The sequence below is a fragment of the Methylomonas koyamae genome (assembly GCF_001644025.1).
In the GTDB taxonomy this organism is placed as follows: Bacteria; Pseudomonadota; Gammaproteobacteria; order Methylococcales; family Methylomonadaceae; genus Methylomonas; species Methylomonas koyamae_A.
The window spans coordinates 1-14,402 of sequence record NZ_LUUK01000091.1 but is presented as its reverse complement, the minus strand read 5'-3'; the positions used below and the strand labels follow the sequence as shown (position 1 = coordinate 14,402).

The window sequence follows — 14,402 nt, the reverse complement described above, 5'->3', positions numbered from 1 at the left end:
GTCTGGCGGCGCGTAAGGGCGGCACCGGGCTGTTCGGCGGAGGCAGTCCCTACGCCTGGTACGGTGGCTTGATCAAGAACGACATCACCAACTTGCTGAGTAGCCACGACGATTTACGGCGCAAGGGTTATACCGCCATCGTCAAAATCTGGCTGAAGTCGGATGGATCGGTCGAACGCTTGGAATTGGCGAAAGGCAGTAACGACGCGGAGATCGACGAATTGCTGACACGCTCGCTGGAGAAATTCAAGCGCGTCGCCGAGCCGCCGCCGCCGGGCATGCAGCAACCGATCAAGTTAAAAATTTCATCACGACTATAAATCTAAACAGGTAGATCCATGGCGAACAAAAAACGGCTGATGGCCCTGGCATTGTCCGGGCTGATCGGCACGGCGCAGGCCGGCGAAAAGGAGGAGTTGCTGAAGCTGCGAAACACCACCACCAATTTGATCAAGCAATTGGTCAAGCAGGGCGTGATTACCGATAAGATGGCCAATGAGATGATCAAGCAGGCCGAGGTCGACGCGGAGCAGCAGGTGGCGCAAGCCAAGGCGGCCGGCGCCAAGGAAGCCGTGCCGGCCGACGAGGTCAGGGTGGCCTACGTGCCCGACTTCGTCAAGGATGAGATTCGCCAGCAGGTGCGTAGCGAACTGCGCGAGGAAGTCGTCGGCGACGTGATGCAAAAAGCCAAGAACGAACAATGGGGCTTGCCGAACGCATTGCCGGAATGGACTAAGCGTTTCAAGCTGTCCGGCGACATTCGCTTGCGTTCGCAGCATGAGTATATGGCCCAGGACAATATCGCCGACTCTTATGTCAATTACCAAGCATTGAACGACGCCGGTGGGTTTACTAACGCCCAAGACAATTTTACGTTGTATCAGAACACCACGCATGATAGACAACGCTTTCGTGAACGCCTACGCTTGGGGATAGACGCCAGTATTACTGACAGCGTCAAGGCTGGCGTGCGCTTGGCGACCGGTAACCAGCGCGATCCGGTTTCAACCAACCAGACCTTGGCCAATTTTGGTAATCGTTACGAATTCACGGTCGATAGAGCTTATCTGCAGTACGACGGGGTTGACGACAACAAATTCAAGTGGTTGACCTTGAGCGGTGGCCGGATCAAGAATCCCTGGTATACCGGCGGCGGCGAATTTAGCGGCGGTAGCGAATTGGTGTGGGATACCGATTTGTCGTTCGAGGGTTTTGCTGGCACGGTCAGGCAGCGCTTGGGTGGCTCGGACAGTTTGCTGGAGAATACCGATCATTCGGATTCGGTGTTTATAACGGCAGGTGCGTTTCCGTTGCAGGAAACCGCGTTCAGTAGCGACAAATGGCTGTTCGGCGGTCAAGTAGGTCTGGAATTGGGCTTTGATAACCAGGATAGTTTGAAAATCGCCGGCGCTTACTTCGATTATGTCAACGTCGAGGCAAGTCAGAACACCTCGTTGACAGGCACTTGCGACAATAATACTGTCACCAACAACGCTTCTCGCCCTTCATTCCTGCAAGGCGGTAACTCCTACGCGACGATCTGCGCCGAAGGTAACCGCAACGATCTGGCGTCGCGCACTGGGTTGCCTGCCATGGTCGGCTTGGCCTCGGACTTCAACATAGTCAATATCAACGCGTCCTACGACATGGCGGTGTTTGCGCCATATCATCTACGGTTTAGCGGCGACTACGCCGAAAACATCGGCTTCGATTATGCAGCCGTTAGCGCCAAAGTCGGCCAGCTGGTCGATGATAAAACCAACGCTTGGCAATTTCGCGCCGACTTCGGCTGGCCGAAAGTGGAAGTGGCCGGCAATTGGAACGTGTTCGCGGCTTACAAATACGTTGGGCGCGACGCGGTGCTGGATGCCTTCACCGATTCGGACTTCCATTTGGGCGGTACCAACGTCAAGGGCTGGTTCGTTGGCGGCAATTACGGCCTGATGAAAAACGTCTGGCTGACCGGCCGCTGGCTCAGCGCCGATATGATCAGCGGTCCGCCCTGGGGTATTGACGTGTTGCAGATGGACATCAATACCCAATTTTAGGAGGCTGGCATGGGATCGGCAATGAAAACGGGTTTGATGGCGGCCATTCTAGCCACGACGGTCGTTGGCGCGGTGCAGGCGGCACCGCGCGAAGCCAAGGGGGATAGCGCGGCGGTGTTGAAGTTGCAGGCGCTGGTTAAAAGCTTGACAGGCGAACGCGACGCCGCGCAAGCCGATGCGGCCAAACTTTCCCAGGAAATCGACCGTTTGAAAAAGGAGAAATTGGCGGCGCAGGCGGCCAAGGACGAATTGAGCGGTGCATTAGCGGCCCAACGCAGTGCCGCCGGCGATGTCAAACAACGTTTGGATAGGTCCCAAGCCGCTTTACAGGACTGGCAAGACAAACATCGTCAGCTCAGCCAGACTCAGGCAGACTTGACCAAACAGTTGAACGTTTCGCGCGGCAAGCAGCGGGATGTCGAGCAGCATCTGCAAGAATGCGCCAGGCGTAACGTTAAACTTTACCAAGCCGCCAGCGAGTTGCTGGAGCGCTATCAAAATCGCGGTACCTTGACCGCGCTGGTCGGCGACGAACCTCTCTTGCAATTCGACAAAGTCGAAATGGAAAGTCTGGTACAAGATTACCAAGACAAGTTCGACGCGGAAAAGCTGAATTCTGACGAGTCGCAGTCCGGGCGTTAGTCCCGACGGCAATACTTTCGGGCCGGTTTTATCCTGTAGCGATAGCGGCTCGCGAGGAATTGCATTTATTCTCAGGTCAGCCGCTTATGCTGGCTAGGCGCCGGCACGGGTGGTGATGAGCGACGGTATGGCTTGGCGTTCGATACCGTCGGTTTGCCGACTTTGGCGCCAAAATCACTCATGCAAATCCCCTGCCGCTTTACGCCGTTGCTGGGTGCGTCATCATGTCGCACCCAGCAACGCACGGTTTTTGCCGATTCTGGCACTGCTTGACCTTGCAAATACGTTAAAATTTGAACAGGCACCTTCACTTGCCGGCAGTTATTCATCAAACGCAGGAACTAGCGAGATACGCAATGACGACAAAAACAACCTTTTTAAAGACTCTGGGCATTGCGGTGCTGACCACGGGCTTGCTAGCCTGTAACGGCGCCGAAGAGCGTAAAGCCAAATACATGGACGAAGGTAAGCAGTTGCTGCAGGCCGGCGATTTCGAGAAAGCCCAGCTTGCTTTCAAAAATGTGTTGCAAATCGATCCCAAGGATTGGGAAAGCCGTTATCAAATGGCCGAGGCTCTGAGCAAGCAAGGGAAAATTGAAAACGCTTTCAAGGAATATAGTACCGTTGTCGCCAATAGTGAAAATCATGTAATGGCGCGTGTTAGGGTTGGCCAGCTGTTATTGTTGAATCGGGCGGTGGACGAAGCTGAAAAAATGGCCGGCGAAGCCCTGGCGAAGCAACCGGACAATGTCGAGGCCTTGGTGTTGTTGGCGGGCGTTCAGGCGGCGAAAAACAATGACGACACCGCGATTGCCACGATCGAGCGCGCGTTGAAACAGAGCCCGGACGACGTGTCGGCCACACTGATGATGGCCTCGATTCAAACCAAATTGAATCAAGTCGATAAAGCCATTGGTTTGCTCAAGCAAGCCAGTGAAAAGAAGGCCGACAGCGTGCCGTTGCGCAGCATGTTGGCCGGCCTTTACGCCAAATCCGGCCAACTCGGCGAAGCCGAGACCTTGCTGGCTTCATTGATCAAACTTGAGCCGCAACAACTGCAGCATTACCGAACCTTGGCTTTGTTCCAAGTCAGTACTCAGCAACTGGATAAAGCCGAGGCGACATTGCGCGACGCGGTTCAACAGCTCCCGGACAACGATACCGCCAAATCCTATTTGGTGGATTTCTTGCTTGAAAAGCGCAGTCCGGAAGTGGCAACCGCCGAGTTGTTGCCGATGATCGAAAAGAAACCGGACGCTTACGATTTGCGCTTCAAACTGGCCAACATCCAGCTAGGGCAGAAGCAAGTCGATAAGGCCGAAGCCACGTTAAAAGAGGTGGTCGAGCTCGATAAACTGGGAGCCAGCGGTATCAGTGCCCGCAACAAGTTGGCCGCGTTGTATTCGATGACCAAGCGCGTCGATGAAGCGAAGGTCTTGAACAAGGAGGTGTTGGACAACAATCCGCGCGATGCCGAGGCGTTGACCTTGCGGGGCCAATTCGCGCTGAACGACAACAAAATGCCGGAAGCGATTTCCGATTTCCGTTCGGTACTGGTCGATCAGCCCAACAATATTGCGGTCTTGAAATTGCTGGCCGCGGCACATCTGCGTAACAATGAAGATGAACTGGCTAGGGAAAACATGGAAAAAGTCGTCGCGGCGGCTCCCTCCGACGAGGTCGCGCGCATGGATTTGGCGGGCTTGTTCATGAAGGCGGGTCGGCAGGATCAAGCCAAGCAGCAGTTGGAAGCGTTGATCAAGGCCAACCCTAAAAGTTTGAAAGGTTTGGAAGCATTGTTTAAGTTCGAACTCAGTCAAAAGCACTGGGATAAAGCCCAGGATGTCGCGACCCAGGTACAGCAACTATCCGATAGGGATGCCACCGGTTTTTATATGTCGGGATTGGGTTATCAGGCTGAAAACAAACTGGAGGCCAGTGTCGAGGCCTTTCAAAAAGCCTTGGACCGCAAACCCGATGCCATCGAGCCGCTAACCGAGATGGTCAAAAGTTTGTTGGTGTTGAAGCAACCCGAGAAGGCGGTCGCCAAACTACAGCAAGTCATCAAACAGCAGCCCGACCATTTCGTCGCTTACAATTTGCTCGGCGGTGTTTATTTGAACCAACAAAAATTCGCCGACGCCAAAGCCATTTATCAAAAGGCGTTGACGATCAAGCCGGAGTGGTACAGCCCGTATCGGAACTTGGCGCTGATCGAACTCGCGCAGAAAAATCAGCCTGAAGCCGAAGCGATCTATCGCAAAGGTATTGAAAAAACCAACGGCGCACTGGAGCTGGTCGACGACTTGGCGCGGCTGATACACCGTAGCGGTAATCACGAGAAAGTTCTGGCTCTTTACGAAGAGTCCTATAAAGCTCATCCGGATTCGGCGGTGGCGGTCAACAATTTGGCTAGCTACATTTCCGATTTCGCGGCAACGCCCGAGAATTTGGCGCGAGCCGAGAAAATGGCCGAACCCTTGGCTAAGGCGAACAACGCGAACTTGCTGGATACCGTCGGTTGGATTGCTTACAAACAAGGCAAGTTCGACAGAGCCAAGGAGTTGTTGCTACAGGTTGTCGAGAAAGCACCGAATGCCGCGATCAGTCGCTACCACCTAGGAATGGTGTATTTCAAATTGAACGATACCGTTAATGCCAAGGAACAATTGCAAAAGGCGGTGGACGGTAAGGTTGAATTCGACGGCTTAGCGGAAGCCAAGGAAACGTTGGCGAAGCTTTAAACCGGCAAGTCGCCAAACTAAAAAGGCTAGTTCCGTTGGGAACTAGCCTTTTTTATTGTTTGATGGTCTGGAAAGTTTCTTTAGCCGATCGGGTTTAAAGTGTCGGAGCGGTAAGTTGCGCCTAAAACCGTAATCGACTCGAAAGTCATTTCAACGAGCTTTAAAGCGCGACGTTCAGACTTGTTCGAAAGAGAGTTTGTCGTCGGTGGCTTTATTGAATACGCTGCCGAGCAAGTCTATGCCTTTCAGCAAATTTGCGGCGTGTTTTAGCTCCTCGGTTTTGGTATGTCCTTCGTCAACGACCAGCAACACGCAATCGACGTAGGGCGAGAAACCCAAGGTGTCGTCGTGCGACAGTATCGGCGGCATGTCGAATATGATAATCCGCGACGGATAGCGGCTTTTCAGTTCGTTAACCAGACGAACCATTTTCGGAGAACGCAACATCTCGGTCGAATTGAATAGCGGTTTGCCGGCCGGCAAAACCACTAGGCGTTCGATACCGGGGTTGACCAGCATCGTGCTCAATTCGCTGTCGTTGAGCAGATAGTCGCTGAGGCCGGCGCCTTGTGGAAAGCCGAACAACTGGTGCTGGCTGGGATTTTGCAAATTGGCGTCCACCAATAATGCGGTGCGGTCCAACTCCATCGCCATGCTGATGGCTAGATTGGCGGCGGTGAGGCTATTGCCGGTTCCGGAGCCTGTGCTGGTGATGGCTACGGTTTTCCATTCCATCGCATCCATTTGCTGCAAGCAACGGGTGCGCAGCATGCGATAGGACTCCAGCCATTTGCCCTGAGGGAAGGCGGATATGATCCGATTTTGCTTGAGCAGGCGCTCGTCGGCTTTTTGTACCTTGGTTTGGGTGTAGGCGATGTTGACTTTATCGCTAGGCAGCCCGGCGGCCGGGTTTGCGGTATTTTTATCCGCTAAATTTTCGATGGAGTTCATGGCGGGTTCCCTGGTGTTTTAAGCGTTGCCCGCGACGCGCAGCAGTTTGTACCAAAATACGTCGAGCGGCATGACGATGAAATGAAATGCGATTAACGCGGCAAGACCGGCGCCGATCGCCGCGATAATCAGAATTAACCGATGCTTGCTTTGCTGTTCTTTCTCCTGCTGGCTTTCCAAATACGGTATCGTAGCCAGCGGCTCCGCGCCTAGAATCGCGGCAACGGCCTTTGGGCTATTGATTGTGGAATCCACCATTTCAGTTAACGCAACGGCGCCGAAACCGCAAGCACCGGCGAAGACTATGCCCAGCACCAAGATTGCAATGCGGTTGGGGCTAAAGGGCTCCAGCGGCTCTTGCGGCGGGTCGATCAGGGTAAAGCGCTCGCCCTTGCGTTCTAATTCCAATTGTTGCGAGATTTGCGCTTCCATCTCGCGGGCGCTCACTTCGCGGTAGCGCAGATTGGTGTTGTCCAGTTCTTGGATCAAATCGCTGTATTCCTTTTCGACCAAAGGCGCTTGGCGCAGGCTACTACGAAGATCCTCCATTTTGGTTTGGATTTTTCCGCGAGTGTAATTAAGCGATTCGATTTCGGTATTGACCGAATCAAGCTGCGATTTCAATGTGATATAGGCCGGATTGTCCGGTTTTAACGAAACATTGCTGTAGCCCGACGATTTCGCTTCCACCAGGCTTTGTTGCAACGCGGTGATCTGCTTCTGCAATTTTTGTACATCCGGGTGTTTCTCGGAGTATTGCTTCAATAGCAGGGCTTGCTCGGCTTTTTTGTCGGTCAGCTCGGCGTTCAATTTGTTAAGGTCGTCGTTGGAGCCGATTTCTTTCTGTAAGGAATCGATTTCGCGCTTGATTTTAATGACGTCCGGATGGCTTGCGGAATGGGTCGATAAAACCGAGGGATATTGCGATTGCAGTTCCTTCAAACGGTCTTTCATATCGAAAACCCGGTTGCCGGTGGCATTGACCGCCAGCGCATTGGGATCGAGTTGAGCCAGTTCGCCCTCCAGATAAAAACGCCGGTCCTGCAGCGAGCGCTCCTGACTGTCCAGCGACAATAGTTGGTTACTTAGGGACGTCAGTTCTTGTTGGTTCAGGGCGCTAATTTGCGGCAATTGATTCAGGTTTTTTTCCTTGAAGCTAGCTAACGCATTTTGAATTTCCTGGATCTTGACCTTCAGGCGCTTGGATTCCTCGCTGAGGAACATCGCGGCATTTTCAGCGGATTCGGTACGCGCTTTGATGTTTTCTTTCAAGAACAACGACGTCAGTTCGTTGGCGACTTTTTGCGCCAAAACCGGCGAACGATCGTCGAATGTCAGCGTAAAGGCGATCGTCGCTTGAGTGGGTTTACCATTACGTTGGTCGGCCACGTCGGCGCTGATGGTTTCCACTTTAATCCGGCTACGCATTTTCTCCAGGATTTTTTCTTCTGGTTCGCTCTTGCGGTTGTCGGCATAGAGATCGTACTTTCTAATGATTTCCGACAGGTTGGGCCGGGTCATGATCCGTTGGCTGATAATTTGAATCCGCTGGTCGGCGAAGGTTGTCACGGTCGAGCGTACCAAGTCGACCGGAATTTCCTGCGCTTCGATCAAAATTGTGGAAGTCGAGCGATAGGTGGCCGGCAAGGCTACGGCGAGAACGGCGGCGATACATGCAATGATCAGGAAGGGAATATATAAAAACCGCCTGCGCCGCTTGATGATTTTTAGGTAGTCCTTGATGTCGAGGGTTTGATTGTCCACGCTATTTCACCTGACGATTGATTTGCGGTTGATAAGAAAATTGTAACTGTAAGCCGTTGCCTATTGAGGTTTGGTTGAGTGATTCGTAAGTCCTGTCTCGATAGGTGTAGGACAGATCCAGATCGATATCCTCGGTCCAGCGCCAACGCAAATTAGGGGAGATGGTTAAATAGGTCCGGCTAGTATTGGTGTTTGCCGAGTTCAGAGTCGACTGGGACTCCGAGATTAAATAGTTCGCATTAAATCCGGCGCTGAGGCGCTCGGTTAAGTTGTATTTGCTTTGCAACCCGAATGTAGTTGATTGCTGCTGAGTGCCGCTGCTGGCAGGATTTAACTGTTGCCCGGCAGATAAATTTAGGTTGCCCCATTCCTCGGCATGAAGCAGGTTCGCTGAAAACACGTGGCCGATCGTACTTGAGGATTGTTCTGTGCTGTTAGTAGGAAAACCGGGAAATCTGGTCAGGCTCGATGATTGTGTATTGGTATCCCGAAGGCCGGCAGACAGCGCTATTTGAGTAGTCTCGTTTACGGTGTACTGCATGCCGGCTTGGTAGGTTAGGGTTTGAGACTTCTGAGCGTATGCTTGATTACCCGAAATTGTGATCGGGATTATAGTCGAGCCATTCGAAACGAAGATTCGTGTCTCTATTGGAATGTTGCCATTGCCGGAATTGAATTCAGCATAACTTGCGGATATATTTCCCGAAAATTGTTCGTTGAATACATGTGATACCGTTGCGGAATACTGTGTGTTGTCGTAATCCGAATAGCGAATCGCGTTAGTCAGATTTGGCTTCCGATCAAACGCCACGTCTACGTATGAAAAACTGAACTGTACAGTGTCTTTTTCTGTTAGGCTGTAACTAATATTAGGGGCGATTGACTTAGTATTACGCGGCACTAGAGTTTGCACATCTCCAGAGCCGGTCAAGTCCAATTGAGTATTGATGGACGATTCTTTGGCATAATTGGCCGAGATATCGGTTTTAAAGCGTTCGCCATTGAACAAGTGATTGATGCCCGCAATCTTTTCGGAGAAGTCCAATTCAGATTCCCCGTGGTAAATCAATTCGTTCCATCTGAAGCTGGATTTTAGCTCGTTGTTGTCGGCCAAGTAACCGAAGGTCAGACTGGGCGAAACGGTGCTGATCCAATTGTCGCGGCTAGGTTTGGGCTGAAGACGTAAGTTGTCTTCATAGCGCTCCTTGAACCTGAAATCGGGTTGCAGCAGTAATTCGAGCGCATGACAGCCGACGGGCCAAAGCGCCATCGCAGTCACCAGTAAGTCCTTTTTAATCTTCATAGATAGTCGTTTCTATCTAAGTCCTTAAGGTACGGTAACGGTGTCTCCGGGCTCCAGCAATATGTTCTGTTCCAGATCTTCGCCATCGATGACATCGCCGTAGTCAAAAGGAAACACTTGGATTTCATTGCCGTTTCTGCGCAAGATACTGATAGAGCCTTCCTTCGCAAAAATCGACAAACCGCCCGCCAAACTGAGTGCTTGCAGAACGTCCAGGCGCCGGCCGGAAAACACTTGACCGGGTTTGTTGACCTTGCCGATAACGAACACTGAATTACCTTGATTGTTGAGCAGCTTGACGCTGACCGACGGGTCGGAGATGTAATCGGCCAGACGAGCCGTCAGATTGTCCTTCAATTCGGAGATGGTTTTGCCGGACGCGGCGACGGTGCCGATCAGCGGGAATACGATGGTCCCGTCGGGAGCGATCAGGATCTGCAATTGTTGCAAGCCTTCTTCCTTCCACACCGTGACTTCCAGGGCGTCGCCGGGAGACAGTTGGTAAGCCGCGTAGTTGGTGGTCTCGACGATGACGTTGGGTGCTGGCGGCGGGGTTGGGCTAACGGCCGGTTCGCTCGGAATCGCGGTGGCTTGGAGTTCGGGCTCGGCGCGGGTTACCGCCGGAAAAAGCAGACAAAACGACAAAAGAGTAATTACCTGTTTCAAAATGTTTCCCTTATGATGTTATTGAGGTTGCGATCCGTACGGTCCCGACAATTCTACGCCGCCGTCGCGGATTGTATGGACAAAATGTAACAGCAATGCGTCTTGGATAAATTTAGCCGGTTGCAGCGCGAATGGCTAGATATTTCATTCAATTATAATCTTTTATGCCTGCGTTTTGGGCGATATGGTCTCTAATTGTCTCAACTATAAAGGAGTTTCATGAGTAAGCCAATGATGCTTAACGAATTTTTACTGAAGATTCGAGATGATCAACCGGTGACATTCCAAGATTCGATCACCGTGATTTCGGAAAATTATCACTACCAGCCGACCGAATTCAGTAACGGGTCAATAGAGCCCTTGCTCAATCGCGCCGGGCAAAACGAAGGGTCGTGTAAGCTGTTTGCGTTCGGCGCGTTGCAGGGTTTGACGGTAGAGCAGACCTTGAGTTTGTTCGGCGATTATTATCGCAAGGACGTACTCGAACACCCGGATGGCGACGATCATCAAAATATTCGCCGTTTCATGCGCGACGGTTGGGACGGCATCCGCTTTAGCGGAGAGGTCTTGACGGCCAAATAAGTGAAAATCGACGTTTTGATCGTCGGTCAGGGTTTGGCCGGCAGCCTGCTAGCCTGGACTTTACTACGGCGCCGGCTGCGCGTCGTGTTGGTTGACGACGGCCGGGAGAGCGCGTCGAAAGTTGCTGCGGGTTTGATTAACCCGATCACCGGTCGGCGTTGGGTAAAGGCGGCATATCTGTCGCAGATGTTGCCGGCGGCGATGTCTTGCTACCAGGCGTTGGCGAATCACTTTGGGCAAGCGTTTTTCGTCGAAATGCCGATGCTGCGGCTGTTGCGGGATGAGCGCGATCGTCAGCGGGTGATCGCTCGGCTGGAAGACCCAATATACGAAGGCTTTCTGACCTTCGACGCAACTTTGCCGGTAGGCTTGCGATCGCCGTTCGGCGCGGTTCTGCAGACTAGCACCGGATTTTTACGGACCGAGGCCTTGTTGGCGCGAATTCGCGAAGCCCTGCTGGCGATGGGCGTTTATCGTACCGCCGAGCTCGATTGCCGGCAAATCGCGTTGGAACCCGAGCTCCGCTGGCGAGAGCTGGCTCCGCGCCGCATCGTGTTCTGCGAGGGGCATCGCGCGCGTTTCAACCCTTGGTTCGGTGGTTTGCCGTTTCAGCCCGCCAAGGGCGAAATCCTGACCGGCGTGACGACCGGGTCCCTGCCGGAGATCATGTTAAATTATCGGCACTGGTTGGTGCCTCTGGGCGATGGAGGTTTTAAAACCGGTGCGACCTACGATGTCGAGCGCCTGGACGCGGTTCCGACCGAGGCCGGCAAGCAATCGTTGCTGGCCGACTTGAGGGCTGTGTACCCCGCGTCGGCCGAATTTCGCATCGAACAGCATCGGGCCGGAATCCGGCCGGCCACACTGGACAAGCAGCCATTTATGGGGTGTCATCCGCGCTACCCGAATCTTTATATATTCAACGGTTTTGGCAGCAAGGGTAGCTTGACCATACCTTGGCTGGCAGAACGCTTTGCCGACTTTTTGCAGCAGAAGGCGGATTTGCCGGCTTGGTGCGACGTGTCTCGATACCATGACTCGCATTTCCCTGGTTGAGCGCGCGCACGCCCTGGTGGGCGAATGCGTTAAGCTCGGCGACGTCGTCGTCGACGCAACGTTGGGTAACGGTCATGATGCCGCATTTCTGGCGCAATGCGTCGGAGCGGCCGGCACGCTGTTCGGATTTGATGTGCAAGCGCGCGCTTTGGAAAACACTCAGTCGCGCTTGCGCGAGGTCGGTTTTCAAGGGCGGGCGGCGTTGACGCTGGCGAGTCACTCTGACATGGCGGTTCACATTCCGCCACAATGGCACGGCAAGTTGGCTGCGGTGATGTTCAATCTCGGTTATTTGCCGGGCGGCGACAAAGCGGTCGTCACGACGGCGGCAGCGACGTTAACCGCCTTGGAAACGGCTTGTCGCTTGTTGGCCTCCACCGGGATCTTGACGGTATTGGCTTATCCCGGTCATCCGGGCGGGGATATCGAAACCGAACGGCTGACAACGTGGTGCCATGCGCTGGACCCGGCCGGTTTTGCCGTCGAACGGGTTGCCAGTGGATCGGACAAACCGACTGCTCCCCGGCTTTTTGCGATTCGAAAGCGAGTCGATCTGATATGATTGCGCTCCTTTTTTACCCACGGACTCGTAATATGACCGAATTCAACAACGTATCCATCGTCAAGCAAGCCAACGTCTATTTCGACGGTAAGGTTAACAGCCGGACCATTCTGTTTGCCGACGGCAGCCGCAAAACCCTGGGGTTCATGCAGCCTGGCGAATATACCTTCAACACCGGTGCGCCGGAGTTGATGGAAATTCTGGCCGGCGAACTGGATGTGCGCTTGCCGGGCAGCGATGCTTGGCAAACCGTCAAGGGCGGCGAGTCGTTTGACGTGGCCGGCAATGCCGAGTTTACGATGAAGGTTCGGGTGGCCAGCGACTATTGCTGTTCGTTTCTGGGCTGAGCCGGATGGAGAAGATAGCGATATTTGTCGATGTTCAAAACATTTACTACACGACTCGGCAACGCTATCAACGTCACTTCGATTACACCGCGTTTTGGCGTTTGGCGACCTCCGATGCGCAAGTCGTTGTCGCCATCGCCTACGCGATCGAGCGCGGGGACGGCAAGCAGCAGGCGTTTCAAAACATACTGAGAAATATCGGTTTCACGGTAAAACTAAAACCCTACATCTTGCGTCGCGACGGGAGCAGCAAGGGTGACTGGGATGTCGGCATCACGTTGGATGTGTTGGATTACGCCGCCGAAGTGGATCGGGTGATTTTACTGTCCGGCGACGGGGATTTCGAACCTCTGTTGCAGAAAATTCGTCGGGATCACGGTACGGCCAGCGACGTTTACGGCATTTACGGATTGACCGCGCCGGCGCTGATCAAGGCCGCCGACAATTTCATCGCGATCGCCGGTGGTTTGTTGAAAGCCGACGACAATCGCAAATCCTGAGTCGCTCGGCTTATTGTTCGACGTCCTCTTCGAGGATTTCCTTGCCTTTTTCCGCCGCCGCTGGCTCGGGTTTGGCGTCGGTGGAGTTCGCGGCGCCGGTCCGGCGCGGCAAGGTATCCGGCTCGTCGCTAAACATGCCGCTGATTTTTTCCCACATCGACCGGTCCAGTTCGCGCTTGGGTAAATCCACGCTGGTTTCGGTCGATTCCTTGACGACCGGCAGGGAACTGGGGCGGAAGTCGCCTTGGACACCCATCAGATTCTCGCCGTTGAAAAATAGCGAAATGCGTTTTTGCACACGATCTTCGCCGCTGGGTTGTTCCGAGTATAAGTAATCCCAACGCCGCTCGTGAAAGGCGTCGGCCAGCATCGGCGAACCCATGATGTAAAGCACTTGGCGTTTGGTCATGTTTGGGCGAAGTTGATCGACCATGCTTTGGTCGATGATGTTGCCTTGCTCGATATCCAAAGAGTAAACGCCGGGGAGGTTGTTCAAAATGGTGGAGCAACCCGGCAGCGCCAGGCCGGCGGCGAGCAAAACGGCCAGTTTTTTCATTGCATCATCCAGTGAATTCGGTCGGAAACGGACGACTATTATCCCATAATTCACCCAGCGCCTGACTGTAAAAAACGATACAATGCCGGGATTGACTGTTAGACGGGGATAGGCTTGTGGAAACTAAGGATTTGCGTAACGCCGGGTTAAAAGTGACGTTGCCCAGACTGAAAATTCTGGAAATACTCGAAAAACAGCAAGACGACCACCACCTATCCGCCGAAAAACTCTACAAGATTTTGCTCGCCGAAGGCGAGGAAATCGGTCTCGCCACCGTATACCGGGTTCTGACCCAATTCGAGGCGGCTGGTCTAGTCAATCGCCACCATTTCGAAGGCGGCAATTCGATATTCGAATTGAACAGCGGCAGCCATCACGACCACGTCGTCTGCATGAAATGCGGCAGGGTCGACGAGTTTACCGATGAAGTCATCGAAAAGCAGCAGGACGCAATCGCTCGCCGTCTGGGCTATACCTTGACCGACCACAGCTTGTACCTCTACGGCTATTGCGCCGAGTGCAGTAAAAATCCCTGATTCCCCACTTATGTTCAAACCCCTGATCCTGTACATCGGGTTGCGCTACACCCGTGCCAAGAAGCGTACCCAATTCATTTCATTCATCACTTTGACCTCGGTGCTCGGCATTGCTCTGGGGGTTACCGCGTTGATCACGGTGCTG

The 14,402-nt window shown here is 53.4% G+C and carries 15 protein-coding genes and 1 pseudogene; 11 read left to right on the top strand and 5 right to left on the bottom strand.

Annotated features, from left to right (window positions below):
* The 4 genes from A1355_RS07950 to A1355_RS07935 form a co-directional block, all read left to right on the top strand.
* Window positions 1-320, top strand: a 320-nt coding sequence (locus A1355_RS07950) for an energy transducer TonB family protein (RefSeq protein ID WP_157197797.1), incomplete at its 5' end; no start/stop codon positions are given.
* Between the two features lie 18 nt (window positions 321-338).
* On the top strand, window positions 339-2,048 hold the full coding sequence (locus tag A1355_RS07945) for a putative porin (protein WP_064026770.1): 1,710 nt from the start codon (window positions 339-341) through the stop codon (window positions 2,046-2,048).
* 21 nt (window positions 2,049-2,069) lie between these two features.
* Window positions 2,070-2,690 carry a hypothetical protein gene (locus tag A1355_RS07940; protein ID WP_064026768.1) on the top strand — a complete coding sequence of 207 codons (621 nt, stop codon included), beginning with the start codon at window positions 2,070-2,072 and terminating at the stop codon, window positions 2,688-2,690.
* 356 nt (window positions 2,691-3,046) lie between these two features.
* Complete coding sequence (locus A1355_RS07935) at window positions 3,047-5,434, top strand: tetratricopeptide repeat protein (protein WP_064026766.1); 2,388 nt, start codon at window positions 3,047-3,049, stop codon at window positions 5,432-5,434.
* A 174-nt stretch (window positions 5,435-5,608) separates the two neighbouring features.
* Here A1355_RS07935 and A1355_RS07930 read toward each other — a convergent pair whose 3' ends face one another.
* From A1355_RS07930 to A1355_RS07915, 4 genes are read right to left on the bottom strand one after another with little or no spacing between them, the layout of a single operon-like run.
* Complete coding sequence (locus A1355_RS07930) at window positions 5,609-6,385, bottom strand: CpsD/CapB family tyrosine-protein kinase (protein ID WP_064026764.1); 777 nt, start codon at window positions 6,383-6,385, stop codon at window positions 5,609-5,611.
* A gap of 18 nt (window positions 6,386-6,403) precedes the next feature.
* Entirely contained in the window at window positions 6,404-8,149 is a 1,746-nt protein-coding gene (locus tag A1355_RS07925) for a lipopolysaccharide biosynthesis protein (protein WP_064026762.1), read from the bottom strand.
* A gap of 1 nt (window position 8,150) precedes the next feature.
* Complete coding sequence (locus A1355_RS07920) at window positions 8,151-9,452, bottom strand: hypothetical protein (RefSeq protein ID WP_064026760.1); 1,302 nt, start codon at window positions 9,450-9,452, stop codon at window positions 8,151-8,153.
* 24 nt (window positions 9,453-9,476) lie between these two features.
* On the bottom strand, window positions 9,477-10,118 hold the full coding sequence (locus A1355_RS07915) for a polysaccharide biosynthesis/export family protein (RefSeq protein ID WP_231883601.1): 642 nt from the start codon (window positions 10,116-10,118) through the stop codon (window positions 9,477-9,479).
* A 219-nt stretch (window positions 10,119-10,337) separates the two neighbouring features.
* On the opposite strand from A1355_RS07915, the gene A1355_RS07910 reads away from it, so the two are divergent.
* Genes A1355_RS07910 through A1355_RS07890 form a run of 5 tightly spaced genes read left to right on the top strand, consistent with a single transcriptional unit; the run spans window position 10,338 to window position 13,165 of the window.
* Window positions 10,338-10,700, top strand: coding sequence for a HopJ type III effector protein (locus A1355_RS07910; RefSeq protein ID WP_313728611.1), 363 nt, complete (start codon window positions 10,338-10,340; stop codon window positions 10,698-10,700).
* A complete protein-coding gene (locus A1355_RS07905; protein ID WP_064026755.1) occupies window positions 10,701-11,756 on the top strand; it encodes an NAD(P)/FAD-dependent oxidoreductase in 1,056 nt (351 codons plus the stop codon).
* Window positions 11,734-12,318, top strand: coding sequence for a class I SAM-dependent methyltransferase (locus A1355_RS07900; RefSeq protein ID WP_064026753.1), 585 nt, complete (start codon window positions 11,734-11,736; stop codon window positions 12,316-12,318). The genes A1355_RS07905 and A1355_RS07900 overlap by 23 nt, the downstream gene beginning before the upstream one ends.
* Window positions 12,319-12,350: 32 nt before the next feature.
* Window positions 12,351-12,665, top strand: coding sequence for a pyrimidine/purine nucleoside phosphorylase (locus A1355_RS07895; protein WP_064026751.1), 315 nt, complete (start codon window positions 12,351-12,353; stop codon window positions 12,663-12,665).
* 5 nt (window positions 12,666-12,670) lie between these two features.
* On the top strand, window positions 12,671-13,165 hold the full coding sequence (locus A1355_RS07890) for an NYN domain-containing protein (protein ID WP_064026749.1): 495 nt from the start codon (window positions 12,671-12,673) through the stop codon (window positions 13,163-13,165).
* Between the two features lie 10 nt (window positions 13,166-13,175).
* Here the strand turns inward: A1355_RS07890 and A1355_RS07885 are convergent, their stop codons facing one another.
* The gene (locus A1355_RS07885; RefSeq protein WP_064026747.1) at window positions 13,176-13,721 is read right to left on the bottom strand and encodes an outer membrane protein assembly factor BamE; all 546 of its coding nucleotides are present in this window, start codon (window positions 13,719-13,721) and stop codon (window positions 13,176-13,178) included.
* A gap of 116 nt (window positions 13,722-13,837) precedes the next feature.
* Here A1355_RS07885 and fur point away from each other — a divergent pair, with 116 nt between their 5' ends.
* Together fur and A1355_RS26060 are read left to right on the top strand one after the other, a co-directional pair.
* A complete protein-coding gene (gene fur, locus A1355_RS07880) occupies window positions 13,838-14,257 on the top strand; it encodes a ferric iron uptake transcriptional regulator (protein WP_064026744.1) in 420 nt (139 codons plus the stop codon).
* Between the two features lie 10 nt (window positions 14,258-14,267).
* Window positions 14,268-14,402, top strand: a pseudogene (locus A1355_RS26060) (lipoprotein-releasing system transmembrane subunit LolC); the annotation flags it as partial.

What these genes read in the sequence shown, in the direction of transcription:
- A1355_RS07895 (WP_064026751.1), top strand. Translation starts at nt 12,351, where the DNA reads ATGACCGAATTCAACAACGTATCCATCGTCAAGCAAGCCAACGTCTAT.
- A1355_RS07910 (WP_313728611.1), top strand. Translation starts at nt 10,338, where the DNA reads ATGAGTAAGCCAATGATGCTTAACGAATTTTTACTGAAGATTCGAGAT.
- A1355_RS07940 (WP_064026768.1), top strand. Translation starts at nt 2,070, where the DNA reads ATGAAAACGGGTTTGATGGCGGCCATTCTAGCCACGACGGTCGTTGGC.
- A1355_RS07945 (WP_064026770.1), top strand. Translation starts at nt 339, where the DNA reads ATGGCGAACAAAAAACGGCTGATGGCCCTGGCATTGTCCGGGCTGATC.
- A1355_RS07885 (WP_064026747.1), bottom strand. Translation starts at nt 13,721, where the DNA reads ATGAAAAAACTGGCCGTTTTGCTCGCCGCCGGCCTGGCGCTGCCGGGT.
- A1355_RS07890 (WP_064026749.1), top strand. Translation starts at nt 12,671, where the DNA reads ATGGAGAAGATAGCGATATTTGTCGATGTTCAAAACATTTACTACACG.
- A1355_RS07920 (WP_064026760.1), bottom strand. Translation starts at nt 9,452, where the DNA reads ATGAAGATTAAAAAGGACTTACTGGTGACTGCGATGGCGCTTTGGCCC.
- A1355_RS07935 (WP_064026766.1), top strand. Translation starts at nt 3,047, where the DNA reads ATGACGACAAAAACAACCTTTTTAAAGACTCTGGGCATTGCGGTGCTG.
- A1355_RS07930 (WP_064026764.1), bottom strand. Translation starts at nt 6,385, where the DNA reads ATGAACTCCATCGAAAATTTAGCGGATAAAAATACCGCAAACCCGGCC.
- A1355_RS07900 (WP_064026753.1), top strand. Translation starts at nt 11,734, where the DNA reads ATGACTCGCATTTCCCTGGTTGAGCGCGCGCACGCCCTGGTGGGCGAA.